Origin of the sequence: Blastopirellula marina (assembly GCF_002967715.1) — a bacterium.
GTDB classification, from domain to species: domain Bacteria; phylum Planctomycetota; class Planctomycetia; order Pirellulales; family Pirellulaceae; genus Bremerella; species Bremerella marina_B.
In genome coordinates this window covers 176,801-203,105 of record NZ_PUIA01000051.1, presented here as the reverse complement: position 1 = coordinate 203,105, position 26,305 = coordinate 176,801, and the positions used below count along the sequence as shown (strand labels likewise).

The window sequence follows — 26,305 nt, the reverse complement described above, 5'->3', positions numbered from 1 at the left end:
TCTGATTAGTAGTGCGGAGGACGCTCGTCCTCTGCCGATCGAGGCTGTTCTATTGCTACGCTCAGCCGTTCGATTCGATCGTCCGCCCGGCGGATTAACGACTCCAGACGGGTAATTCGCTTCTGTTGGTCGAGAATGACCTCGTTCAGGTCCGCAATGATGCGTTCATGGTGGGCGTGTTTTTCTTCAAGTGCTGTAATTCTTTCGACAACGTTTTCTTCTAGCATCCTGGGCCCACTTTCGAGATGGGGGAAGATTCCCGTCTTTAACTCCCCTTTAGGGACCTTCGAGTCCTATTTCTGGGGTGGTGCTTCTCATTAACTTCATTCAAATCGATTCTGGACCGCTTTAACAGGGCACCACCACGATTCGCAAACCCATGGGGGGGCGACCGTTGCGTTGACTTATGCGTTCTTTTGCATTTAAAATGCTTGACTTGTGTGTCCGCGTCGCAGCGGGATCACCAGGGCAAAATTCGCTTATTTTAAGAGCGATCCAAGGGGGCTCTGTCAGATCTCGGTGATCTGCGATTTCCGTTTTTATGTTGGCTAGAGAGTCTCGAACGAAATATGTCTACCTCCACGACCAGTATTGAGCAATTGTCGATCAACGCCATCCGTACCTTGTCTATGGATGCCGTTCAGCAAGCCAACAGTGGACACCCTGGCACGCCAATGGCGTTGGCCCCCATCGCCTATACGATCTGGAACAAGCATCTGAAGTACGATCCGGCCAACCCCAACTGGGCTTCCCGCGATCGCTTCGTCCTCTCGTGTGGACATGCCTCGATGCTGCTGTACAGCACGCTGCATGTTGCTGGAGTGAAGAAGGCCGACGGTTCGAACGAACCTTCGATCACGCTGGAAAACATTCGTAACTTCCGCCAACTGCACAGCCCATGTGCCGGCCACCCCGAAGTTCACGAAGCTGCCGGCATCGAAACCACGACCGGTCCCCTCGGCCAAGGCGTTGCCAACAGCGTCGGTATGGCTATCGCCGGAAAGTGGCAGGCCGCTCGATTCGGCGAGATGTTCGGTTTCGACACCTACGCTCTGTGCAGCGATGGTGACCTGATGGAAGGTATTGCCACTGAAGCCGCTTCGACCGCCGGTCACTTGAAGCTGTCGAACCTGTGCTGGATTTACGACGACAACAAGATCACCATCGAAGGTGACACCGACCTGGCGTTCACTGAAGACATCCCCGGCAAGTTCCGCGCGATGGGCTGGCATGTCATCGATATCAAAGACGCCAACGATATCAGCGCCCTGGACAAGGCCTTCACCGAATTCAAGAAGACGACCGACAAGCCAACCTTGATCGTCGTGCATAGCATCATTGCCTGGGGTGCTCCGACCAAGGCCAACACGCACGGTGCTCACGGTGCTCCACTGGGTGACGCAGAAATCGCCGGTACCAAGGAAGCCTACGGCTGGACCTACGGCAAGTTTGAGGTTCCTGCCGAAGTGTACGAAGACTTCAACATCAATCTGGGGGCTCGCGGTGCCGAAGCGAAGGCCAAGTGGGACGCAGACTTCGCCGCGCTGACGAAGGCCAGCCCTGAAAAGGCCGCTACCTGGTCGTCGATCATGTCGGGCGAACTGCCTGAAGGTTGGGATGCCGACATCCCAAGTTTCCCCGCCGATGCCAAAGGCATCGCCACGCGTGTTTCCAGCGGTAAGGTCCTGAACGCGATTGCCGCCAAGGTGCCTGGTCTCTTGGGTGGTTCGGCCGACTTAGAGCCGTCGACCAAAACCGGTCTGACCTTCGAGGGTGCTGGCGACTTCGAGGCGGGCACCTACTGTGGACGTAACTTCCATTTCGGTATTCGCGAACATGCGATGGCTGCGATCGGCAACGGCATGGCCCTATGTGGTCTGCGTCCTTACGTCTCGACCTTCTTCGTCTTCAGCGATTACCTGCGTCCTTCGCTGCGTTTGTCGGCGATCATGAGTGCTCCGGTTCTTTACATCTTCACTCACGATTCGATCGGTGTTGGTGAAGACGGTCCAACGCACCAGCCGGTCGAACATTTGGCGGCCATTCGCGCGATCCCGAACGTCGCCGTGTTCCGTCCTGGCGATTCCAACGAAGTCAGCGAGTGCTACAAGGCTGCCATGCAGCTGACCGATCGTCCTTCGGTGCTGGTGTTGACGCGTCAGAACCTGCCGACTTTGGATCGCGAGAAGTACGCTTGCCCCAGCGGATCGGCCAAGGGGGCTTACGTCATCGCCGATTGTGAAGGCACGCCGGAAGTTCTGCTGATGGGTACCGGTAGCGAACTGTCGTTGGTCATCGAAGCTTACGAAAAGCTGACCGCCGAAGGGGTTAAAGCCCGTGCGATTAGTGTTCCTTGCTTGGAACTGTTCTACGAACAAGACGCCGCTTACCAGAAATCGGTCATGCCGTGTGAGGTGCCTGCCCGCGTCGCCGTCGAAGCTGGTCTTCGTCAGTGCTGGGATCGCGTACTGGGCTTCCAGGGCGAATTCGTCGGCATGAAGAGCTTTGGTGCCAGTGCCCCGGCCGAAGAGTTGTTCCCTTACTTCGGCATCACCACCGATCACGTGGTCGAAGCCGCGAAGAAGTCGATCAACAAGTAGTTGCCGACGCAACGAATTAAAACACGAAAAAGCCCCCTCTGCTTGTGGAGGGGGCTTTTTTCATGCGCCGGAGTAACCGTTACAGGTCGCAAACGCGGCATGGTTGTCGCTGGCGAGGGACTGCACTTTGCCGCAGACTGCCTCAGGTTTTTGACCCGTCGCAGGTACTAACCTATAGAACAGTAGGCCGCTCCGCGCAACCGATTGGCAGCATTGCAGAAGATTGGCAGCAGCGTGGAAGGGGCATGAGAAACGCAAGAAGTTGTGGACACGTCTCATTTAATGAAATCGATTAGGACATGGACGGCGTAAATTCTCACCCTCAAGACATCGCGAACTTGGAAGAGATTGCGAGCAAAGCCTCCTTGCAGCGGGAGCGTGCGCGCGAATTCCTGGAGCGTCATCGCCAGGGAATTAGCGACATCGAGCAAAGCATTTCGCGGCAACTGAAGCAGATCTCGCAAGGGCTCCTCGAAAAAGAAAGCCATCTCAATAGCCGTACGTCGGAAGTTGAGTCATCCAATTCGCAGCTCGAAAGTCAGTCGTCGCAACTGGCCGAGTCCATCGATGCGCTCAACGCGGAGAAAGAGGCCTTCCAGGCCGAGTTACGCAAGTTTGAAGAGCAAAAGGGTAATCACCAAGCGTGGGATCACGAGCGTAACGAATTAGTATCGGTACGCGATCGACTTCAGTCCGAGCTTCGTGCCGCCAACGAAGCCAAGGCTTCGCTGCAACAAGACATTCTCGATCAACAAGCCAAGCATAGCGAAGCACTCAAGAATCTTCAGGCCGCTCAGCAGAACGGCCAAGCGGCCCAAGAGATGCAGAACCAGCTTAACGCTCGCATCTCGGATCTCGAAAAGCAACTCGCCCAAGTCACGCTAGAACGCGATGGTGTGCGTTCGGAACTCGACGAGGCCCGCCAGGCATCGCAGGCCAGCAGTGACAGTGTCGCCGAACTGGGGGCCGAACTCACCAGCGAACAGAATCGTTCTGAAGAGCTCAAGAACCAGCTCGATGCGATTGCCGCCGAGAAGTCGCAGCTCGATCAAGAGATCAATACTACTCGCTCGCAAAACGCCGATCTGGAAGGTCGCCTGCAAGAAGAGAAAATGCGGGCCGACGAGTTGACCAGCAAGCTACAGCTCGCCGAACAGCAGCGCGACGAAGCCAATGCCCGACTCTCGGAAAGTGATTCGGAGCAAGGGCAACAAATCGCCCAGCTGCAAACGCAATTGCAGTCCGCTCAGGCTTCGGTCAATGGAATCGAAGAAGAACGTCAGAAGCTGGCCGAACAGGTCAAGCAGTTGGAAGGGCAGATCGAATCGCTCAATGCCGCCGCGGCCGATAGCAACCAACTGCAGACGCAGCTGCAGGAAGCCCAGGCCTCGGTCAGTGGCCTGGAAGCCGAACGTCAAAAGCTTTCCGAGCAGGTCCAACAGCTCGAAGGGCAGATCGAAACACTCAACGCCGCCGCCGCGGATAGCAGCCAACTGGAAGCCCAGCAAGCCGAGTTCAAGAAGACGCTCGATGCCAAAGAGCAGCAGCTTTCAGCCCTGCAAGAACAGGTCAAAGCAATCGAAAGCGAACGCGATCAGGCCCGCAGCGAGCTGGAAAACTCGCACGAGTCGCACGAAGCCCTGGCCCACCTGGAGCAAGAGCTTGAGCACCTCAAGCACGAGCGGGATGAGCTGGCCGAAAAGCTCGAGAAGCGTCAGAGCGAGCATGGCGAGCTGAGCGATTCGCAAGAACAATTGCGAGCCGAAAACGAGTCGCTCAAGAAACAGATCGACGAAGCGCAAGGGGAACTCGAAAGCCAGTTGGCGGCATCGCAGGTTGCCTTGTCGCAGGCCCGTTCCGATCACGAACAAAGCCGCGAACAAGTCGGCAGCTTACGTCGTCAGGTCGAATCGCTACAAGAAGAGACAGTCAAGCTTCGCGAGGAAAACGAGTCACTCAAAACCGATGGTGGCGGCGGTGCCGATGACGAAGCGTTCGCCCAGCTTCGCCAGGAGCGGGACTCGCTGCTGGACAAGGTTAGCGATCTCAAGCATCAAATCGAATCCGGCGAACTGCCCGATGACGAACGCGTGCAGTCGTTGGAAAGTCGCTTGAAACTGACCCTGGACGATTTGAAAGATCTCAAGAAAGAGAACGCCCAGCTGGCCAAGGATCTCGAGAAGGCGAAGAAGTCAGGCGGAACAGTCGTCGACGATTCAGGCAGCGACTGGGAAGCAACCAAACGCCGCATGCTGGCCCAGCTGGAAGCCGAGTACAACGACAACGACGAGGAAGAGGCCGCCGAGAAGCTTTCGATTCAGGAAGCAATCGACAACGGTCACGCCGCTGTCCGGGCCAAGCAGCGTGAAATCGAGGAACTGCGCGAGCAGCTCGAACAACTAGAGTCGAGCAGCAACGACGCAGGCGTCGCTCACGGGGCCCATGCCATCGCCCAGATGCTGGATCAGGACGAACTGATCGCCCAGGAACGCGAGAACCTGAAGACGCTGCAAGAGCAGTGGAAAGAAAAGCTGCGGAAGGCCGAAGTCGATATTTCGGTCGAGCGAGCCAAAATTGCTCGCGATCGGGCAGAGCTCGAAGAAAAGATCAACCAGCTCGAGTCGGAAAAGGCCAGGCTATCCAAGGCCGCCCCGCCGAAACCAGGCAACGACAAAGCCGGCAAAGGGAATTGGCTATCGCGATTGGGCCTGAAAGACGGGGACTCGTAAGTGAGTCTTCTTATTCGTTTCTCTCGCCCCCGTCCTCGGGGGAGAGGGTTAAGAGCGGAAATGGGCTAGTAACCACGCTCTGAAATCGTAGGATGGTAAACTTTCCGTTGTTTTCCTTGGGAAGCAACTTCCGAGTGTTTTCACCTCGTGTTGTATGTCAAAGTTTACGCATCACATTTTTGTCTGTAATAAATGCAAGCCTCCCAAGCATCTACGGGATGGGAAGCACGACTCTGCCAAACTGCGGGCTGCCCTCAAAAAAGAGATCAAAAGCCTGGGATTGAAAGCCCAGGTTCGTGCCAACGACTCTGGTTGTCTCGATCAATGCGATGACGGTCAGGTTGTGGTGATCTATCCCCAGGCCATCTGGTACGGTGGTGTGACCGAGGGAGATGCCGAGCGAATCATTCACGAAACGATTCTCGGGGGAAAAGTTCTGGAAGATTTGCTGATCCCCAGCGAAAGACTGAGATGTGGCAAGGCCGCGAAGAATTGCGAACCAGAGTCTTCCGCACCTTCCCCTTCAAACTAGAGGCGATCATCCATGCGAATCGTAATTCTGGGTTCGGGAACGGTCGGTACGTGGATTGCGGACTTGCTTTGTCGCAATAACCATAGCGTGACGGTCGTCGAATCGAACGTCGATACGGTACGTATCATCAACGCGGAACTCGATATCCGTGCCATCCACGGCTCGGCATCGGAGTCGGCCATTCTGTTTCAAGCCGGGATTATCGGCTGCGATTTGTGCCTGGCAGTGACCGGCGACGACGAAGTGAACATCGTGGCCGCCAGCATGGCCAAAGCGATGGGGGCCCGACGCTGCGTGGCGCGTGTTTATGGCCGCGTGTTTCGCGACCTTAGTACGTTCGATTATCAGCGGCACTTTCGCATCGATCGCTTTTTGAGCCTCGAGCATCTTTCGGCGGTCGAGTTCGTCCGCGCGATTCGCTCGCCAGGCAGTGCGGTGCTCGAGAACTTTGCTCGCGGTGAACTCGAAGTCCAGGAAATCATTTGCGACGACGCGGCACCTGCCATCGGCAAGCCGCTCAAAGAAGTGAAGCTACCCAAGGGGGTGCGTGTTGGCACGATTCAGCGGCAAGGCAAAACCTGGATCGCCGGTGCAGGCAACTCGATCGAACTGGGCGACCACATCACGTTGATCGGCACGCGTGAAGAAATCGATTCGGTCAAATCGAAGTTCCAGGTCAAAGCTACACCGATCCGATCGGTGGTGATTGCCGGTGGTGGTGAAACCGGCCTGGCATTAGCTCGTATGCTGGAAGGTCAGCGTTACCATGTCACCCTCATGGAAGAGAACATGGAACGCTGCGAGTTCCTCTCGCGCTTGCTCGAATTCACGACGGTTGTTCACGCCGATGCGACCCGCCGGGCAATCCTGGAAGAGGAACGCGTCGGGAATATGGACGTCTTTGTGGCGTGTACCGGCGACGATGAAAACAATATCATGGCCTGTGTCGAGGCACGAGAAATTGGTGCTAAAGAGTGCATGGCTATTGTCCAGCGTCCTGACTACGCCAACGTGGTCGAGAAGCTGGGAATCAACCTGGCGGTGAGCCCTCGGAACGTGGTCGCTCGGCAAGTGCTGGGTTTGCTCAACAGCGGCCCCATCATTTCCAAGAAGAACCTGCCTGGCGGCGGCATCGCGATTGTCGAGTTCGAGGTCATGCCAGGCGTGGAAGCGACCGAGCACGTGATTGCCAACCTCAAGTTGCCGCCCCACTGTTTGATCGCGGCGATTATGAGTTCCGACTATGTCCGTGTCGCATCGGCCGACGATCGACTTACCCCCGGCGACACGGTGGTCGTATTGGTGGAAGAGTCGACCCTGGATGGGGTCGTCAAGTTGTTCGAAGATTAACCGTGGTCTGTTCGTTTCCCGTTTACGCATTCGTCCTGGCAACACCTAACTAGCAGCAACATGAATTACCGCCTGGTGTGCCGACTTCTGTCGATCGTCTGCCTGATTATCGGGGTGACGATGGTCTTCAGCCTGCCGTGGGCCTGGCCTACGATCGGGCATCGTACGGACGAGAACTTTCAACAGTTTGAAACACACGGATTTCTTGGGCTCGTTTATTCCATTCTGCTGAGCATCATTTGCTGGGCTGTCCTTTGGCGCATTGGACGCAACTCGAAGGGGGAACTCTATCGCCGCGAGGCGATGGCGGTCGTGGGGCTCAGCTGGCTGATCGCCACCATTCTGGGTGCGATGCCGTATGTTTTGTCCGGATCTTGCAACAAGCTGTCGGTGCGACTGTTCGAGTCGAACAAGCATGCGCCGCTGGTGTACCGCGACGTCGTTTCGCCCCTTTCCGAAGACCAGTACGCGTTGGTGCAGTCGCTGGTCGCTGCCGGAGCGCGGGGCCTCTCGAAAGAGAAACTGGCCCAGCAGTACGATGCCAAGGTCAAGCTGCTCACCAAGGGGGAAGCCCCCCAGCGACCGTTCGACGAGGTCTTCGACGAACTGCGCGAACTGCCGCACTGGCGTGGTGCGTTGATCGAGCCGGACGAAGATGAAGACGCCCCGCTGGATCGCCGCTATCACTATCGAGTTCGCGCCGTTTCGATGAGCATCGCCGATGCCATTTTCGAATCGCAATCAGGCTTCAGCACCACCGGAGCGACGGTGATTGCCGACCTGGAAGACCCGGTCAGCATCCCGCACTGCGTGTTGTTCTGGCGAAGCAGTACGCACTTTCTCGGCGGCTTGGGGATCATCGTGCTCTTCGTGGTCATCCTCGGGCAAGGCTCGGCAGGCAAGGCGCTCATGCGGAACGAAATGCCAGGTCCCAGCAAGGAAGGTTCGCATTCACGTATGCAGCATACGGCGTGGATGTTTGCCGGTTTGTACTGCGGGCTGAATCTTGTGCTGACCGTCCTTCTGTGGCTGCTGGGTATGAACTTCTTCGACGCGGTGTGCCATGCGTTCGGTACGCTCGCTACTGGTGGCTTCAGTACCTACAACGCCAGCCTGGGGCACTTTGTCCAGGCCGATCCGGTCAGTGGTGCCTGGATCGAGTACGTCGTGATCGTTTTCATGGTTTTGGCAGGCACCAATTTTACGCTGCTTTACTTCATGATGATTGGTCAGGCGTATCGCTTGATCGGTGACATCGAGTGGCGTTATTACATGGGCATCATCGTCGGTGTCACGATCGCCGTGATGACCTTTGGCATGTTCTACGATGACTTCATCATCGATCCCGAGACGTCGTTCGTTTCAGAGTTCCTCTACGCACTGCGGTACGGATTGTTTCAGGTGGTCTCGATCATCACGACAACCGGTTACGGCACGCATGACTTCGACCAATGGAATAGCTTTGGCCGCGGCGTTCTGTTTCTGTTGATGTTCGTCGGTGGCTGTGCAGGCAGTACGGGCGGTGGCTTGAAAGTGATTCGCCATATCTTGTTCCACAAGATCCTTTTTCTGCAGTTGGAAAAGTCGTATCACCCGACGGTCGTGCGTCCGCTGCGACTAGGCGGTAGGCCGGTGGATGATCCGGAACTGCAAACGAATATCTTGATTTACTTCTCGTTGATTCTCGTGCTGTTTGTTTTTGGTTGGTTGTCGGTCGTGACGCTCGAGCCGGACTCGACCTGGGGTGCGTCGGAAGAACACATTGAACACAAGCTGATCGACAGCGCTACGGCTGTCGCGGCCACGCTGAACAACGTGGGACCAGGCTTGGGGATTATCGGGGCGACGCAGAATTACGCGAACTTTACGTCGTGGACCAAGCTGCTGTTTACCGCGCTGATGATGATCGGACGACTGGAAATCTTTGCGGTATTGGTACTGTTTATGCCGCGATTCTGGCGTTCTCGTTAGAAATCGCCGGGCAAACGGGGTATCTTCGCCAAACACTTGCAAGGGGTACGAGCTAGAATTTAAATAGTGTCTTGCTCCAGCGCGCTTCTCGTGAGGATTACCCCAATGCGACTTCCCCTTTTTTTATTGTTCGTGGTGATTGGTCTATGCCCGACCGATGTTTTCGCCCAGCGACGTCCTCAGCAGCCGCCGAAGGAAGAGCCGCTGGAACTACCTACCGATCCACGCCTGGTCGATCTTCATCGCGAGTTCGTCACCAAGGCCGAGAAACTGGGTGATGAGTACGCACGCAAGAAGGATTGGGAAAAGGCCCGCGTCGTTTTCGGCGAAGTCCTCAAGCTGGTTCCCAACTACAAACCGGCTGTTGAAAAGTTGAAAGTGATCAACGGCGAGCTCTCGCATGCCAACAAAAAGGTCGTCACAATCGAAGCGAAAGAAGGCTGGCAAGACACCGGGATTGATGTCACCGAGGGGAGCCCAATCGCATTTCGCGCCGAAGGAATGTGGCTATTGGTTCACGAAAGTGATGCCAATGGCTTGGAGATACCCCGAGAAATCCGGGATTACAAACTCGGATCACTGATTGGGGTTGTTGCTAAATCGGCCACGCCTGATAAAGATACGGTCCCTTTCACCATCGGTACCCAGAAGCAAATGAACGTTCCTCAAACGGGTCGTTTGCTGCTCAAGATGCACGACGTGAACAACGAAGACAATCGTGGTCAGCTTCGCGTCGAGATCTCGGGCAACTTCTAGTCTGTAAAGAGGACCTCCATTGACCAGTGATACCGCGCCACGCCCGACCTTGGCAGCCAGGATCGGATTGTGGTTGGGCCCCGCATTCGCGCTTACCCTGTGGTTGTCGCCTGGGCTGGGGTATTACCTGGATCCTCAACAGCCGCAGCTCAATGCCATCGCTGGAGCATTCGTCTGGATGGGTGTCTGGTGGCTGACCGAAGCGGCCCCACTCGCCGCGACGTCGTTACTGCCACTGGTATTGTTTCCGTTGCTGGGAATTCAGTCGGTCAAAGATGTTGCCGCCAGCTACGGCGATCAGAACGTGTTTCTGTTTCTCGGGGGTTTTCTGGTGGCCCTGGCCATCGAGCGTTCGGGGCTGCATCGCCGCGTGGCTCTTTCGATTGTGTACGTCATGGGAGACAACCCGGCGAAGCTGCTATTGGGGTTTATGGTCGCGACAGGGCTGATGTCGATGTGGATCTCGAACACTGCCACGACGCTGCTCATGTTGCCGATTGCCGGAAGTATTCTGGCCGTGGCCGATATGCGGCTGACCGATCCCGCTGCTCGGCGGAACTTGGGAATTGGCTTGATGCTGGGCATTGCCTATGCGGCCAGTATTGGCGGCGTGGCCACGCTGGTCGGTACGCCGCCGAACATCGCGTTCTCCTCGTTCTATAGCCAAAACTATCCAGATCTGCCGCAGATTTCGTTTCTGTCGTGGATGCTGATGGCCCTCCCCTTCTCGCTGGTCTTCATGCTGATCACGTGGGGTGTACTGGCCTATATGCTTTTCCCGGTGCAAAGCTCCGATTCGCTCGGCGGACGAACGGTGATCGCCGACGAACTGCATAAGCTCGGACCAATTCACGCTGGAGAATGGCGTTCGGGCATCATCTTCTTCGCTACCGCTTTGCTGTGGATCTTACGAGAGCCGGTCGAGGGCTGGGGCTGGGGAATTTATTTCGTCGACGAAAACGGGCACACGTTCGTCAGCGATGCCACCACTGCTATGGCGATGGCCATCCTGTGCTTCGTCATCCCGCGCGGCGGCAAAGAGCACGGACCGCTGCTCGATTGGGGCACGACCGTAAAGGTGCCGTGGGGGGTGCTGCTGCTGTTTGGCGGCGGTATTGCTTTGGCCCAGGCCGTGAACGCCTCGAAGTTCGACCTTTACCTCGGGTCGCACATGGCCAATGTGATGAGCAATATGTCGGAATCGATGATGGTCATCGTGACGGCGACCGGCATGGTATGGTTGACCGAGTTCACCTCGAACCTGGCCAGCGTACAGACGTTTAACCCTGTGCTGGGCAGTGCCTCGCAGGAACTGGGTGTTCCGCCGCTATTGCTGCTGGTGCCTGCGACCCTGGCGGCAAGCTGTGCATTCATGATGCCGGTGGCCACGCCACCTAACGCAATCGTTTACGGCTCTGGCAGGGTGCCGATTGGCAGCATGATCAAGGCCGGGATTGTGCTGAACATCCTCTCGATCATTCTTGTTTCCGCCACGGTGTTGTTGCTGGGGCGGATGTTGATCTGACGACCCACAAAAAAGGAAGACTGACTGGCAGTCTTCCTTCTGGTGAATTCTGCGGGCAATCGCTTATTTCGATCGGCCGAAGGGGAACGAACTGACCACTGGGGGCAGATAGCTCGACATATAGTATGCCTTGGGGGCCGACATTTCGAGTAACTTGTCGTAGCTCAGGGCCTGGTTCTGGGCGAGCCCCAGGTCGAACAACGCAGCAGGCTGTTCGTAGGTGACCACGCGGGTCTTCTTGGGGTCGATGTCGGCTAGTTCGGCGACCCGGTCGATGGCTTCTTCGATGAAGCCGATCTGGTCGACCAGTCCGTTATCCAGGGCCTGGTTGGCGGTGAAGATTTCGCCGGTGGCCAGGACATCGAGCTTTTCGGGGTCCTTCTCAAACGCTGGGCGTCCCTCTTTGACGATGTCTTTGAAACGCGTGAAGGCCTGGTTCACGTATTCCTGCAAGATCTCACGATGCTCTTCTGACATTTCACGGGTCATGGTCAGCATTTGCTTACGTGGGTGGCTCATGATCGAGTCGTCTTCGATGTTGTACTCTTTCATCAAACCGGCGACGTTGTAGTGTGGAATGATCACACCAATCGAACCGGTGGTGGTGGTCGGTTCGGCGAAGATCGAATTTTCTTCATCTTCGACCGCCATCGCTACGTAGTAACCACCAGAAGTCGCCATCGCACCCATGCTGACAACCAGCGGAATGTCGCGTTCTTCTTTGAGCTTCTTCAAGTGATGCAGGATGTAGTCGGAACCGGTCACGGTGCCGCCAGGCGAGTCAACGCGAACGACGACCGCTTTCACGTCTTTGTCTTCACGCACCAGGTCGATCTGTTTGCGGACGTAACCATGCCCTTCCATGATGACTCCGGTGACGTTGATCACGGCGATCTTATCGCTGGCCGTTTTGCTGCCTGCGAAGAATTTTTCGGAGACCCCTTCGGTGGTGTTGTAGTAGCTGGCCGAGCTGATCATCAGGCCCAGGATGATCGGCACGCAAAAGAACAGCCCCAGCCAGCCAATCGCTGCGGCGATTCGCCACAAAATGCTGCCGTGGTGGTGGTTCTGGATGATGATCGGCTGAGGCTGGTTATGAATCGGTTGGACCATGTCCGAGGAATCTTGATTGGCCATATTGTGTAGGTCCTGCCTTGTTGAATGAGGAATCGACTTCAAAGACCTGCGCCAAAGGGGGACCACAGGCACTGATATTCTACGTTCCGGTGGTCTCGTGGCAATTTGAGGGGGCAAAACTACCGGCAATTGAGGCAATTTGCGACCGGTTGGGAGTCTGGTGTTGTCAAATTGCCCCTAATACCGGTAAGCTACGCCGGATTGTAACGGATCTGCGTTTATCCCAATCGGAACATCCCCAGGCAAGCTAAAGGAGTGGAGCCGTGTTCGTTTCCGCGTCGACCGAGTGTTTTCCCGAGTTACCCCTGCGTGAGTGCATGGAAAAGCTGGTCGATTTAGAGTTCAGCGCCGTCGATATGACGCTGGACGAAAACAGCGAGCATCTGCGCCCTTCTGATGTGGTTAACAACCTGCAGCGCGCGATCGACATTTGTCACGACACGCAGCGGTTGGTGATTTCCAATTTTCGCTTACTTTCCAGCGCCCAGGGAAATGATCGTTACGTCGAGTACGAAGCGATCTGCAAGTTGGCCAAAGCGGTCAAGGTTGCTTCGATCACCGTCCCCAGCGGTGAGTTTGGTACCCCCTTCAACGAAGAGGTTGAACACCTGCGCGAGCTAGTCGCGATTTCCGCCACCGAAGGGATTGTCACCAGCATGCACACGCACGTCGGCTGCTTGTCGCAAGACTGCGACACGATCCAGGTCCTGTGCGACAACGTGAAAGGCCTCGGCATTACGCTCGATCCGAGCCACTTCATCTGCCGCGAGGACGGCGTGAAGAGCTACGACAAGGTGCTGAAGTACGTCCGTCACGTCTATCTTCGCGATACCAGCAAAAGCGAAATGCACGTCCGCGTCGGCCAAGGCGAAGTCGAATACGGCCGCCTGATCCAACAGCTCGAACAAATCGGCTACAAACGAGCCCTCACGGTGCATATGCCGCCGCTGCCAGATACCGACCAGATGGCAGAAATGCGAAAGATCCGCCTGCTGCTGGAAAGCTTGCTGTAAGAGCGAGTTTTCGATCTCCCCTGCCCCGTCGTAGCCCTGCAATACTCGACGCGCGCACAAATCCGATCCCCTCGCCCCGGCGGGGAGAGAGTGAGGGTGTGTTTCGCCAGCAGGCATTCCAATGGAAAACGTAGGAAGCGAACAGCGCAGCCAGTCGCACCAGATACAACGCTAACCCGCGGCCTTTGAGATGGAGATCGCATTTGTTGCGGTCCATTATGGCAACGCCATGTTCGCGCGCAATCTTCTTCTCGCCAGCCCCAAAGGGGCGACCGTTCATAGCCAGGAGTGGAAACCCCTGGTACCCGTGCCACCAACAACGAGTCCCAAGCCCCAAAGGGGTGGCCGAGTGTGCGCGCACCGGTTCGGCCGCCCTTTCAGGGCTTAAGATGTTTTTGATTCGATCGCTTTCCAGGGGCTGCCGCCCCTGGCTATTAGCGGTCGCTCCGTTGGAGCTGACATGTCACGGCGGGCCGCGTTCGTTGGCATGAGGCGTTTCGTGTTTAAACTCGACGGTCGGCTCGTCGATCGGCTTGGCAGATGACGCGTGAACCAACTCGCCAGATGAAACGTTGCTCAACGTTTCGGACGACACACCAGACGATTCCCCGGGTGCCACGTCCAAGTCTGCTTGGGCGTGCGGAGCGCCGGTTCGCAGTTCGCTCGCATTACATGTCGGGGCGTTCGCATTCGCTTCACTTAGCAAACGTGTTGCCGTTAGCGCCACTTGTCGTGGTTGCGTTTTGAAGGGCTGGAGTTCCGGGTTCAACTCGAACAACTCTTGTTCCAACCGATCCAACTCGACTTGCTTCGCGCAGATCTCGCCCTGCAGTTGCCTGTCGAGTTTCTGCAATCGGTAATAGGTCCACGCATAGAGCCTGGCCAACTCGTACGTCCACGCCTCTTCGGGCGGGCGTTTCATGCGCCGCAGTTGCCATTCCCGTTCGCGCGTATTGTCGTCGCGTTCACGGGGTGCTCGGTACGCAGGGGTCTTTCGCGGTTTCTTTGCCTGGGGGACGACCCAGGGAGGTCGCATGTCGGGGAACTGGTGGGCGGCGACTTCGGGATCGATCGGTTCGACGAGCGGGTCGGCCCGGTACGTTAGCCGGTTGGGGTCTGGCACGTAGACGAACGGTTCCGGCGGCGGTTCTTCCTCTTGCGGAGGTTTGTGATCGCCCCGTTCTTCGGCCTCTTGCCGGGCAATCATTTCTTCCAGGGCCGCGCACGTTCGCCGCGGGTCCCCTTTGGGGGAGACCCGGACCTGGTTGGCCTGTTGGAAGATGGTCATCTCTTCGATCGGGCGATCGGGGATGACCATCAGGACTTCGCCACAGCAGGGGCAGATCAGGCGGTTCCCATCGCGCACGGCAACCTGCGGAGTCTGGCTGTGATGGCCGGCTCCGTGTTGTTCAGGTTGTTGTTCGGGATGGGACATTTTTCTTGTGGGTCGAGTGAAAACGGTGTTCGCACGCCCAAGCAGACTTGAGGGTGGTACCCGGGGGATCTGTTTCCCGGTCCTGGATTCGAGGGGGAATCGCAGGGGTTTCCCTAAGATATGTGAACATGTGTATACATGTCAAATGTTTGGGGGAGATTTTTTGGAAGATAGTTTTTGTGTGCTCTTATCCGCGTAGATCTGCGTCATCCGCGGTTGTCTTCTCTTGAATTTGAAAGCGTGTCCCTGGTTCGCCCTTCACCCTGGCCCTCTTCCCGGCGGGGCGAGAGGACGGGAGGTTGTTGGCTGCTATTTAAGGAGAGGGGCAAGAGTGCTATAGCGCTGCGTCTATGGCGGCTAGGGCTTCGCCGCAACTGTCGGGGATGAGCATGTCGGCGATGGTGTCGAGGCCCGTTTCGTCTCGGTTGATGATGACCAGCTTGGCTCCACTGCGTTTGCCTGCTTCGGGCAGGCCTGCGGCTGGGTAGACGACCAGGGACGAACCGACGGTGATTACCAGGTCGGCGTCCAGGCACCACTGGTGCGCGCGGTTGAGGACCAACTCGGGTAAGGCTTGTCCGAACGAGACCGTCGCGTGCTTCAGCCGTCCGTCGCCACACTGTGGACAAAGGGGGACTTCGTTGGTAGCGCGAAACTGTTCGACCAGTGGATCGACGGGCGAACGCCAGTTGCAGTCCAGGCAGGTCACTTCACGCGCGGTGCCGTGCAGTTCGAGCACATCGCGGCTGCCAGCGATCTGATGCAGGCCATCGATGTTCTGTGTGATCACGCCGCGGATGCGTCCTTGCTCTTCCCACTTGGCGATCGTTTGATGGCCGATGTTGGGGCTGGCGGCGGCAAACTCAACGTGGGCTTCGCTCTTTTGCGTCCAGTATTCATGGCGTGCGTCGGCGGAACGACAGAACTCGTCGAAGTAGACGGTGCGATACTTCGACCAGACACCTCCTGGCGAACGAAAGTCTGGGATGCCACTTTCGGTGCTGATTCCGGCACCTGTGAACACAACGGCCGATTTCGCGCGGCGAAGCCAGTTAGCGGTCAGCTCAATTCCGGATGACATGCGTGTTTCCCCAAAAAAGTGGATTCAATTGGCTCATCGTACCGTCGATCGGTGGGGGAAGACTTGTATTTGCTATAGAGTTATGGCATCTTCAACGAAATCTTTCTTGAAGAAAAGAAAGCTTTTCGTATGACTCCCCTGCCCTGCCCCAGCTAGTCGAGATCCCCGGAATGACTCCGTTTGATATCTCTCTCTTCGCTCAATCCGCGATCACGCCCAACCAATATTCCTTGCTTTGTCTGTTTGTGGGCATGGCGACCGTTCTCGGTCTGATCATCATCATGCGGGCCAATGCCTTTCTGGCACTGATCACCGCGGCGATGGTTGTCAGCTTGATGGCCGATGGCCCGATCCAAGACAAATTTGCGCGTGTTGCTTCGTCGTTTGGCGGAACGGCTGGCGGCGTCGGTATTGTGATTGCCTTGGCGGCGATCATTGGCAAATGCATGTTAGATAGTGGCGCGGCTGACCGCGTGGTTCGGGCTTTTATGTCAGTCTTTGGGGAAAGGCGTTCGCCGATCGCGCTGATGGGAAGCGGTTTCGTGCTGGCGGTGCCGGTCTTCTTCGATACGGTCTTCTACTTGCTTGTGCCGCTGGGTCGGTCGATGTTTCGCAAGACGCAGAAGAATTATTTGCTGTACGTGATGGCGATTGCCACCGGTGGTTGTATTACGCATACGCTGGTGCCGCCCACACCAGGTCCGCTGGTTGTGGCCGATCAGTTGAACGTTGATAAAGGCCTGATGATTTTGATCGGGGCGATGATCGCCTTTCCGGCCGCGTGTGCCGGGCTGTGGTTTTCGTCGTTCATGAACCGCTTGATGCCATTGCCGATGCGTCCGCTGGGAAGCGAGCCAGAACCGGAAGCGATTCCGGACGACAAGCTCCCTTCGCTGTGGATATCGCTGGCCCCGGTTTTGTTGCCGGTGATTTTGATTTCGACCAACACCGTGCTGACCACGATGGCCGACGCCGAACGTGCAGCGCAGCTGCGCGAGGGAGATATCGTCGACTGGACTGCATTTCGTGGGCGGATTCAAAGCGACGAAGCCGCTGATACCGAGAACAACTTCGGCAAGCATGTGTTGGCAACCATTCGCGGCAACGGACGGGATGAAGAACGAGTGCGCATTGCCGAGTTGCTACTGCAATCAGGCGATCTCAACGGCGAAGAGCAAAACGAACTTCGCGCGGGGCTGAATCGTTACCTGTTATTAGACAAGAGCTTTCCCAAGAACCGAGATGCGTTTCTGGGAATGAATCTTTCCAGCACGGCGATGTCGCTGGCTGGCTCGAACCCGGCCCGTATGGCACCGGTGACTGCCGAGCGGATGAACCGCGAAGTGTTGCAGTCGGCCTACGATGAGGACGTGGTTAAGCCTTACCAGTGGGGAACCCGGACGCGAGAAGCGGCCAACGTGACGTCGATGCTGGGAGATCCGAATTTCGCCCTGCTGATCTCGGCAATCATTGCCATGTGGACGTTGGCCGTGCAGCGGTCGTTGTCGCTGAAAGAGTTGGCTACTTCGGTCGAGGTCTCGCTGATGAGTGGTGGCTTGATCATCTTGATTACGGCCGCTGGTGGGGCGTTCGGTGCAATGCTGACGGTGGCGAACGTCGGGGAAGCGATTCAGAGCATGTTCCCGATCGGCTCGGACGCCGCTTCGGCCAAACTGCTGATTCTGTTCTTGGGCTTTGGCATTGCTTCGGTGTTGAAGATCGCCCAAGGCTCGAGCACCGTGGCGATGATCACCTCGAGCGGCATGCTGGTGAGCCTGGCCAACCCGGAAGTTCTCGGCTTTCACCCGGTATACCTGGCGGTCAGCATTGGGGCCGGGTCGCTGTTCGGATCTTGGATGAACGACAGCGGGTTCTGGATTTTCGCCAAGATGAGCGGTTTGACCGAAGTCGAGGCGCTCAAAACGTGGACTCCCCTTTTGATGGTACTGGGAGCCACAAGCTTTACGTGTGCGGTGCTAATGGCTATCGTTCTGCCGTTGGTATAGTTTGCCGAGACGGTTTAATCTCGCCATCAATGCTGGCACTTTCGGCCATTTTCAGCCGTTTTTGCCCCGAAAACGAACCTTTTGAGGGCCTCCTGCATACAATACAGTGCGATAGGAAGCCCAGAAGTAGGATCGGTTCAGGAAGTACCGCAGCGCCAGGAAGCGCGATCGACGCAAAACTCGAAATTAGGCTCAACCCGACTCACCGGAACCCGGAAGTCAGGCTGTAGCGTTTCTAGGGAAAATATCCCGCCAAAAAGGGTCGTCGATTTTTTGACCAGGGCATTTTCGTGATCTATAGTGGACTGGGTCGAAATGATGGCCCGTCCTTCACGAGATTTACTCCCCCCAGTTGCCGGTACTTCGACCCGCTGTCAGTCCACTCCATGTTCTCAATGGGACTGATGATTATCGCGTCGTAGCTGGTGACGTTGGACACTGGACGCTGCGACGGATCATGCACACAGTAAATAAATCAACCAAGTCGGCGATTGTTCTTTTGATCGCCCTGCTCTGTTTGGCTCCGGCGACTGTCTACAGTCAGGTCCGGATTCCCGACGAAGCTCGCATCGACGAGACCGCCGTTCGCGAAGTCATCGCTAATGGCGAACAACTCGAACGCCAAGGCCGTTGGGGCGAAGCACTTACCTTCTACGAAGATGCACTGCGGTTGCACGGTTTTGATTCCAGCGTGCAGCGAAAGGCGAACCTGGCTCGCCTGCACTATGATGTCGGCCGCCGTTATACCGACCAAAGCTTCATTCGCTCGGTCGAAACGATGTCGCGCGAAGATTCGCTGCGTCTGTACGACGAGGTTCTGCGTAAGGTCCAAGCCAGCTATGTCGATTCGCCCCGCTGGAGCGATATCAGTCGCGAAGGCGTCAAGCAGTTGGACGTGGCCCTGAAGGAAGACGTTTTCAACAGCAAAAACCTGAAGGACGTCGACCGCAACCGAATCGACCAGGTCCGACGCATGCTGAACGAAAACGTGAACTGGCAGAACGTCAGCTCGCCGCAGCAAGCCGTTGAAATGGCTAATTACGCCGCCGAACTAATGTGGCAAAACCTGGGCGTGAAGCCAACCGCAACGATTCTCGAATTCGCTTGTGGTACGGCTGCTTCGCTCGATCCTTATACCAGCTTCCTCACGCAAGATCAGCTGACCGAAGTTTACTCGCAGATCGAAGGTAACTTCGTCGGTCTGGGTGTCGAACTGAAAGCCGACTCGGGTAATCTGCTGATCGTGCATGCGATCGAAGGAAGCCCTGCTCATCAGTCGGGTATCCGTTCGGGCGACCGCATTATCGCCGTCGACGGTCACCAGTGCGAAGTGATTTCGACCGACAAAGCTGCCGACATGCTGAAGGGCCCGATCGGTTCGAGCGTCCGCGTGACCGTGGTCAGTCCGAATCAACCTGCCCGCGATATGATGGTTCGTCGCGATCGCGTGGAAGTGCCCAGCGTCGATAACATTCACATCATCGACAACGAGTCGAAGATCGGATACTTGAAGATTACGAGTTTCCAGAAGAACACCCCGGCCGATCTGAGCCAGGCAATGTGGAGGCTGCACCGCGATGGGATGCGAGCCCTGGTCGTCGACCTTCGCGGTAACCCAGGCGGTTTGCTGACGGCTGCCGTGGACATGGTCGACCTGTTCGTCGAACAAGGCACGATCGTCTCGACCCGCGGTCGTAACGCTCGGGAAGACTTCGATTACACCGCCCACATGCCAGGTACCTGGCGAGTGCCGCTGGTCGTGCTGATCGATGCGAACTCGGCTAGTGCCAGCGAAATCTTCGCCGGTGCGATTCGCGATCATCGCCGCGGAACGGTTGTCGGACAGCGTAGCTACGGCAAAGGCTCGGTGCAGGGGATCTTCCCGCTGGCAACCGCCGGAACGGGGCTTCGCCTGACCACGGCTAAGTTCTTCTCCCCCAGTGGCCGTGCAATCAGCCGCAACGGTGTGACTCCGGACGTTAACGTTCGCGTCGCTGGCAAGCCTGATCTTTCCGAAGTGAAAGCTGCCGTCGAGCAGGCCACTTCGCAAGCCGATCCTGTGGTGGATGCTGGCCTGGTTGCTGCCCGGCAACTGTTGGGTGTGCCTGGGTTGTCGACTCGCGTTCAAGACCAACGCTAACGCGATTGGCGCTGAAATGACTGCCACCCGTGGGGTGGCAGTGTCTGGTTGGCGACGTCTAAGCTGGCCGCTACGATTAATTGGGTTGGGTAAGCCACGCAGAATGTGGCTCAGCACTCTGCTCGTATGACTCGTGGCGAAGGCCTCGCATCTTGTTTTTCCAAAAGCTAGGGAAGTTCGTTGTTCGCTATCCCGTAGCCATCCTTTGCTTTTGGACGGTCTTAACTCTCGTAGCGGCTCTTCTGCCGCCGCACTGGAATGACGTGACGCTGGACGGAGACCTGGCCTTCTTACCGGCCGGGATGCCCAGCGTCGAGGCCGAACGACTCTTTCGTGAAGCCTTTCCCCATCGACAAGCCAAAAGCCAACTGGTGTTCGCCATCAGCCGGAAGGATCAGCCGCTGACCGAGGATGACCTGCGGCTCGCGGATAATATGGCCTCGCCGCTGCAAAACGCCCAAGGGGTGATGCTATATCGGGAAGCAATATCTGACGAAACGAACCAGCAAAAACAGCCAGATGGCAAGCTGCCGCCGCAGGTGCAGTATGCCATAGATGCATGGGACGAGTCGGCTCTGTTGGACCGCAAGAATTGGCAGCCGCTGTGGAACATGGCCTATGCGAACCAACAGGTTGGCGATGTCGACGAGGCGCAGCAGTACCAATATCAGGCCACGTTCATCCATCCGGAGCTGAAAGACGAAACATTGGGTCTGGTTCCAGAAAGTGTGTTCAACTGGAATCAGTTTGACGTTCTCACGCGGCACACGGAGATCCGCGGAGGCATGCTGACCAGCAAGAACGGCCACGCCGTGTTGATTGTCGTCGAGTCGCGGAACGAGTTCATGGCGACCGACAACATTCGCGTTCTGCAAGAGGCGACCCAGTACGTCGAAACGTGGCGCACGCGGGCCCAGGAAGCAGGGCTCACACATCTAGATATCGGCGTGACCGGTAACGCGGCGATTGGTGGTGAAATGCTCATGGCGGCGAAAGAAAGTATCGCCAATACCGAGCTTTACACGATTTTGTTGGTGATCATCATCCTGCTGTTGATCTATCGCACGCCGATGCTGTTGACGGTGCCGCTGCTTTCGATTGCGGTGTCGTTCATTATTTCGTCCTGGCTGGTTGCGCTGCTAACCCAGGTGCATCTGTTGCCAGGGATGGAATGGTTTGATTTCAAGGTCTTCAAGACGTCGCGTATCTTTATCGTCGTGATCTTGTTTGGGGCAGGGACCGACTTCTGCCTGTTTTTGATCGGACGTTACCGGGAGGAACTGGCTAACTGCCGCGATCACGACTCGGCAATTGCAAGGGCCTTGGCCGGGGTAGGGGAGGCCCTGACGGCCAGCGCGATGACAACCGTGGTCGGCCTGGGGATGATGTTTTTCGCCGACTTCGAGAAGTACCGCAATAGCGGACCGGCGATTGGGCTGTGTCTGTTGATCACGCTGCTGACCTGTTTGACCCTGGCTCCGGCGATCATGCGTTTCATGGGGCAGATCATGTTCTGGCCGTGGGGAGACACGCAGGCCTTCGTCGAGAAAAGCCGCCCTGTATCGGCTGGCTGGTGGGATCGTATTTCTCAATTGGTTTGCTCTCGACCTGGTCTTACGTTGACCGTCGTGGTGTTGCTGCTGGGGATCGTCGGGTTTCCCAGTCTTTACAAGCGAATTACGACCGGCAGGGCGGTGGAGGTCTCGTACGACTTGTTCGGTGATCTCGATGACGACCGCATGGCAAAGCAGACCGCCTTACGGATACGCGATTATTTTCCCTTGGGCGAAAGCGGTCCGCTGACGATTATGGCGATGAACTCTGCGGGCCAGTTTACGGAAACGGAAGGGCAGTCCATCACCAACCAGTTGGCCGAGACCATTTTCGAGACCGATTCCAAGGTCGAACGCGTCTTTACCATTGAGCAGCCGCTGGGCGATCGCCCAGCAAATTTCTCGGTCTCCTCGCGCGGTTTGAATAAGTGGACATTGAGAAAGCATCGCCGAACAAAGGAGTTTTTCCTGGCGCAAGACCCGGCACTGAGCGGCAAGATTACGTTATTTCGCGTGCTGACCGATCGCAATCCATTCTCGAACGATGCGATCAAACTGATGGACAACATCGAAGCTAACCTTCACGAAAAAATCGCCTTGCTTCCACCCCCGTGGAACGAAACGAAGATCTATATCCAAGGGACAACGCCGTCGATTCGCGATCTGATGAAGGTCACCACGCAGGATCAAAAGCGGATCGAGCTGGGGGTGATCGTGGCGGTGTTCTTCGTGCTGCTGGTGATTTTGCGGCGGCCGATGACATGCGCGTACATGATTCTCTCGGTGCTGTTCAGCTACTACGTGACGCTGGGAATCACAGAGCTCTTTTTCCGGACAGTCTACGCCGACACGTATCAAGCACTCGACTGGAAGGTACCGTTGTTTCTGTTCGTAATCCTGGCGGCTATCGGCCAGGATTACAACGTTTACCTGGCGACTCGCGTGTTTGAAGAACAGAAGAAGTTAGGGCAGCGTGAGGGTCTGCTGCGTGGCATGGTGACGACCGGGGGAATCATTACCAGTTGCGGCCTGGTGATGGCCGGTACGTTTGCATCGATGTGCATGGGAACCTTGCTGGGGGTGATCGAAATTGGATTTGCCCTGACAGTGGGTGTATTGCTCGATACGTTCGTCGTCCGCACGATCATGCTCCCGTGTTTTCTTGCCCTGATGAATCGTTTTTCCCGCGAAGAACCGCAAGCACTGGCAGGCCAGCCGCCGGAAGAAAATCTTCCGGTCTAATTGAATCGCGGCAGTGAAATCGCCATATTGAGGTTGCCTGCAGGAATCGTGACGCCACTTAGCTCGGATAGGTGGTAACTGGTGTCTCGGTTCCCGTTTTGACCGCCCAGCGTCACCATCGATTTAAAAGGGAGCCCCAAGCATGACGCCCAAAGAAGTCTTAGCCCTGTGCCGTGAGAATGACGTGAAAGCGGTCGATTTCCGCTTCATGGATTTCCCCGGTTTGTGGCAGCATTTCACCATTCCGGTGAACCACCTCAGCGAAGATACGTTTGAAGATGGCCTCGGTTTCGATGGCTCCAGCATCCGCGGCTGGCAGGCAATCAACGAGAGCGACATGCTGGTGGTGCCGCAGCCGGATACGGCCTTCGTCGATCCGTTCACGCAACTGCCGACACTGGTTTTGATTTGCAATATTCAAGACCCAATCACGCGCGAAGACTATTCCCGCGACCCGCGAAACGTCTGCCGTAAAGCTGCCAACTACCTGAAGAGCACTGGCATCGCCGATACGTGTTTCATCGGCCCGGAAGCCGAGTTCTTCGTCTTCGATGACGTCCGCTTCGACCAACGCCCTCAGCACGGTTTCTACTACATCGATAGCGTGGAAGGGGAGTGGAACCGCGGCCGCGACGAAGGGCCGAACCTCGGTTACAAGTTGCGTCACAAGGAAGGTTACTTCCCGGTGCCGCCTGCTGATTCGCTGATGGATCTGCGTAACGAAATGATGCAGACCATGATCGAATGTGGCTTGAACGTCGAAGCGCAGCACCACGAAGTTTCGACCGCCGGTCAGTGCGAAATCGACATGCGGTTCAATGAAATGGTGAAGATGGCGGACGATTTGTTGATTTACAAATACGTGATCAAGAACGTCGCTAAGCGAAACAACCGAACGGCGACCTTCATGCCTAAACCGGTCTTCAGCGACAACGGTTCCGGCATGCATACACACTTCTCGTTCTGGAAAGATAACGAACCGCTGTTCGCAGGCAGCGGCTACGCAGGCCTTAGCGAGACGGCTTTGTACGCGATTGGTGGTTTGCTGAAACATGCTCCGGCGGTGCTGGCGTTCACTAACCCCACAACCAACAGCTACAAGCGACTGGTCCCAGGCTACGAAGCCCCTGTGAACCTGGCATACTCGCAGCGGAATCGCTCGGCATCTTGCCGTATTCCGATGTACAGCCCCAGCCCGAAGGCCAAGCGGGTTGAATTCCGTTGCCCTGATCCGACCTGTAATCCCTACCTGGCGTTCGCCGCGATTACCATGGCCGCGATCGACGGGATTCAGAATAAGATCGATCCCGGTCAGCCACTGGACAAGGACATCTACGACTTGCCACCCGAAGAAGCGGCCGCCGTGCCGAAGACACCAGGCTCGCTCGACGAGGCCTTGGACGCCCTGGCAGCCGATCACGAGTTCCTATTGCGCGGCGACGTCTTCACCAAGGACGTGATCGAAACGTGGATCGAGTACAAGCGAAAGAACGAAGCCGACGCGATTCGTCTGCGTCCGCATCCTTATGAGTTCTGCTTGTATTACGACATCTAGCAGAGGTTTTACGTTTAAAAATGAGTGCCCGCGACTTCCAGTTAAGTGTGGGCACTCAGCCTTTCTTGACTAGGGCCGAGCGGGCAATCATTCATGAAATTCGTTGTCTTGCCGAATGATGACTTTACGGTCGAATATCACAAAGCATTTGAAAAGATTGACCTGCCGACCGATGACGACGAGGAGAGATTTCAAGATGAAATATCTCGAATTCAAGAGGGAATTGAGTCGGCTCTAGGAAGCAGATGGCAAGTAGGAGAAGACTTCGGAGTCGGCAGTGACTTCGACGATTGTTATCACGTGTGCGGCGGGATCTACAATGATACGATTCTCAGCGAAGAATACGTCCGTACTGTAATAGAGACCCTTCAGAAATATGATCCCAATGGTGTGTGGACCTATCACACCTCCTGCGAGTTTCCGCCTGCGGAAGGCACGGACGAGAACTGGTGGTTTGGTGAAATGTTCTTCCGTGCCGGGATTTGCTACATCAACGGTGAACGGTTTCCTAAGCCGCGACGTGAGCAGCTCGGATGCCGAGAATAGATCCCTCAACCTAACCCTCTCCCTTCTAAGGGAGAGGGGGTCCGGAAGGGTGATAACCGCCAATCGTTTGGGCGATGTTCTCTGGGGTTACCGGTGAGATGACCCCTTTCTCAGTGATGATCCCGGCGATCAGTTCGGCTGGGGTCACGTCGAACGCTGGGTTGTAGACCTGGACGTTTTCCGGGGCCGTCTGCTTGCCCATGCCGTGGATGATCTCAACGGCGTCGCGCTGTTCGATGGGGATGCCATCGCCATTGGGAAGCGTGAGATCGAACGTGCTGATCGGTGCGGCGATGTAGAACGGAATGCCGTGGGCTTTGGCCAGCAGGGCCACGCCGTACGTGCCGATCTTGTTGGCCGAATCCCCGTTGGCGGCGATGCGATCCGCGCCGGTGATCACGGCGTTTACGCGTCCTTCTTTCATAACCTGGGCGGCCATGTTGTCGCAGATGAGCGTGGCGGGAATTTCACGCTGTACCAGTTCCCACGCGGTGAGACGCGAGCCTTGCAGTAGCGGTCGTGTTTCGTCGACGTAGACGTGGATGGCCTTTCCTTGATCGTGGCAGGTAAACATGACTGCCAGGGCCGTGCCGTAGTCGGCCGTGGCCAGGCCGCCAGCGTTACAGTGGGTGAGGATCCCGTTGCCGGACTGGATGAGCTCGGAGCCATGGCGACCGATGGCGCGGCAGACCTGGCGATCGTCTTCATGGATGAAGCGTGCTTCGGCCAGCAGAGCCTGATGGATCTCGGCGGGGGATTTGCCTGCGGCTTTCTCGGCGGCGTAGGTGGCCTTCAAGCGATCGAGGGCCCAGAACAAGTTGACCGCGGTAGGGCGGCTGCCTGCCAGGTATTCGACCACTTCGTGGAAGCGGGCCTCGAACTCTTCCGGCGACGCTTCGGTGGCCGTTTGTAGTCCGACGATCACCCCGTACCCGGCAGCGATGCCAATGGCCGGTGCTCCCCGGACTCGCAGCATCTTGATGGCTTCCCACACGGTTTCGACATCGCGGCATTCGACGTGAACCAGGTCGACCGGCAACTTGGTTTGATCGATCAGAACGAGATGGCCGTCCGCTTCCCCGACAAAACGAATCGGATCGGGGGCAGTCGTTTGAGGTGAGGAAGTGCTCATGT

18 protein-coding genes are annotated in these 26,305 nt (G+C 56.7%); 13 read left to right on the top strand and 5 right to left on the bottom strand.

Annotated features, from left to right (window positions below; all coding sequences use genetic code 11):
* Window positions 1-5: 5 nt before the first annotated feature.
* Window positions 6-227: a SlyX family protein gene (locus C5Y96_RS17015; protein WP_105355746.1), complete on the bottom strand. Its 222-nt coding sequence runs from the start codon at window positions 225-227 to the stop codon at window positions 6-8.
* 342 nt (window positions 228-569) lie between these two features.
* On the opposite strand from C5Y96_RS17015, the gene tkt reads away from it, so the two are divergent.
* The 7 genes from tkt (at window position 570) to C5Y96_RS16980 (ending at window position 11,463) form a co-directional block, all read left to right on the top strand.
* Window positions 570-2,600 (top strand): transketolase, encoded by a 2,031-nt coding sequence (gene tkt, locus C5Y96_RS17010; protein WP_105355743.1) that lies wholly within the window; start codon window positions 570-572, stop codon window positions 2,598-2,600.
* Window positions 2,601-2,899: 299 nt separating this feature from the next.
* Entirely contained in the window at window positions 2,900-5,329 is a 2,430-nt protein-coding gene (locus C5Y96_RS17005) for a hypothetical protein (RefSeq protein ID WP_105355741.1), read from the top strand.
* Between the two features lie 154 nt (window positions 5,330-5,483).
* The gene (locus C5Y96_RS17000) at window positions 5,484-5,861 is read left to right on the top strand and encodes a (2Fe-2S) ferredoxin domain-containing protein (RefSeq protein WP_105355739.1); all 378 of its coding nucleotides are present in this window, start codon (window positions 5,484-5,486) and stop codon (window positions 5,859-5,861) included.
* A gap of 12 nt (window positions 5,862-5,873) precedes the next feature.
* Window positions 5,874-7,211 carry a Trk system potassium transporter TrkA gene (gene trkA, locus C5Y96_RS16995; RefSeq protein ID WP_105355737.1) on the top strand — a complete coding sequence of 446 codons (1,338 nt, stop codon included), beginning with the start codon at window positions 5,874-5,876 and terminating at the stop codon, window positions 7,209-7,211.
* Window positions 7,212-7,271: 60 nt separating this feature from the next.
* Window positions 7,272-9,182, top strand: a complete 1,911-nt coding sequence (locus C5Y96_RS16990; RefSeq protein WP_233199002.1) for a TrkH family potassium uptake protein — start codon at window positions 7,272-7,274, stop codon at window positions 9,180-9,182.
* Between the two features lie 105 nt (window positions 9,183-9,287).
* Window positions 9,288-9,938: a tetratricopeptide repeat protein gene (locus C5Y96_RS16985; protein ID WP_105355734.1), complete on the top strand. Its 651-nt coding sequence runs from the start codon at window positions 9,288-9,290 to the stop codon at window positions 9,936-9,938.
* 67 nt (window positions 9,939-10,005) lie between these two features.
* Window positions 10,006-11,463: an SLC13 family permease gene (locus C5Y96_RS16980; protein WP_158261274.1), complete on the top strand. Its 1,458-nt coding sequence runs from the start codon at window positions 10,006-10,008 to the stop codon at window positions 11,461-11,463.
* Between the two features lie 63 nt (window positions 11,464-11,526).
* Here C5Y96_RS16980 and sppA read toward each other — a convergent pair whose 3' ends face one another.
* Window positions 11,527-12,600: a signal peptide peptidase SppA gene (gene sppA / locus C5Y96_RS16975; RefSeq protein ID WP_233199001.1), complete on the bottom strand. Its 1,074-nt coding sequence runs from the start codon at window positions 12,598-12,600 to the stop codon at window positions 11,527-11,529.
* Between the two features lie 263 nt (window positions 12,601-12,863).
* Here sppA and C5Y96_RS16970 point away from each other — a divergent pair, with 263 nt between their 5' ends.
* A complete protein-coding gene (locus C5Y96_RS16970) occupies window positions 12,864-13,613 on the top strand; it encodes a sugar phosphate isomerase/epimerase family protein (RefSeq protein WP_233199000.1) in 750 nt (249 codons plus the stop codon).
* A 463-nt stretch (window positions 13,614-14,076) separates the two neighbouring features.
* On the opposite strand, the gene C5Y96_RS16965 is transcribed toward C5Y96_RS16970, so the two are convergent.
* Both C5Y96_RS16965 and C5Y96_RS16960 read right to left on the bottom strand, forming a co-directional pair.
* Window positions 14,077-15,048: a hypothetical protein gene (locus tag C5Y96_RS16965; RefSeq protein ID WP_105355730.1), complete on the bottom strand. Its 972-nt coding sequence runs from the start codon at window positions 15,046-15,048 to the stop codon at window positions 14,077-14,079.
* Window positions 15,049-15,382: 334 nt separating this feature from the next.
* Window positions 15,383-16,129: an SIR2 family NAD-dependent protein deacylase gene (locus tag C5Y96_RS16960; protein ID WP_105355728.1), complete on the bottom strand. Its 747-nt coding sequence runs from the start codon at window positions 16,127-16,129 to the stop codon at window positions 15,383-15,385.
* Window positions 16,130-16,299: 170 nt separating this feature from the next.
* Between C5Y96_RS16960 and C5Y96_RS16955 the strand changes: the two genes are divergently transcribed.
* The 5 genes from C5Y96_RS16955 to C5Y96_RS16935 all read left to right on the top strand — a co-directional run bounded on the left by C5Y96_RS16955 (window position 16,300) and on the right by C5Y96_RS16935 (window position 25,171).
* Entirely contained in the window at window positions 16,300-18,135 is a 1,836-nt protein-coding gene (locus C5Y96_RS16955) for a GntP family permease (RefSeq protein ID WP_233198999.1), read from the top strand.
* Window positions 18,136-18,592: 457 nt separating this feature from the next.
* Window positions 18,593-20,275 (top strand): S41 family peptidase, encoded by a 1,683-nt coding sequence (locus C5Y96_RS16950; protein ID WP_105355726.1) that lies wholly within the window; start codon window positions 18,593-18,595, stop codon window positions 20,273-20,275.
* A 152-nt stretch (window positions 20,276-20,427) separates the two neighbouring features.
* Window positions 20,428-23,070, top strand: coding sequence for an MMPL family transporter (locus C5Y96_RS16945; protein WP_105355724.1), 2,643 nt, complete (start codon window positions 20,428-20,430; stop codon window positions 23,068-23,070).
* Between the two features lie 142 nt (window positions 23,071-23,212).
* A complete protein-coding gene (gene glnA, locus C5Y96_RS16940; protein ID WP_105355722.1) occupies window positions 23,213-24,625 on the top strand; it encodes a type I glutamate--ammonia ligase in 1,413 nt (470 codons plus the stop codon).
* Between the two features lie 93 nt (window positions 24,626-24,718).
* Window positions 24,719-25,171 carry a hypothetical protein gene (locus tag C5Y96_RS16935; protein WP_105355720.1) on the top strand — a complete coding sequence of 151 codons (453 nt, stop codon included), beginning with the start codon at window positions 24,719-24,721 and terminating at the stop codon, window positions 25,169-25,171.
* Window positions 25,172-25,196: 25 nt separating this feature from the next.
* On the opposite strand, the gene mtnA is transcribed toward C5Y96_RS16935, so the two are convergent.
* Window positions 25,197-26,303 carry an S-methyl-5-thioribose-1-phosphate isomerase gene (gene mtnA / locus C5Y96_RS16930; protein WP_105355717.1) on the bottom strand — a complete coding sequence of 369 codons (1,107 nt, stop codon included), beginning with the start codon at window positions 26,301-26,303 and terminating at the stop codon, window positions 25,197-25,199.
* Window positions 26,304-26,305 lie beyond the last annotated feature (2 nt).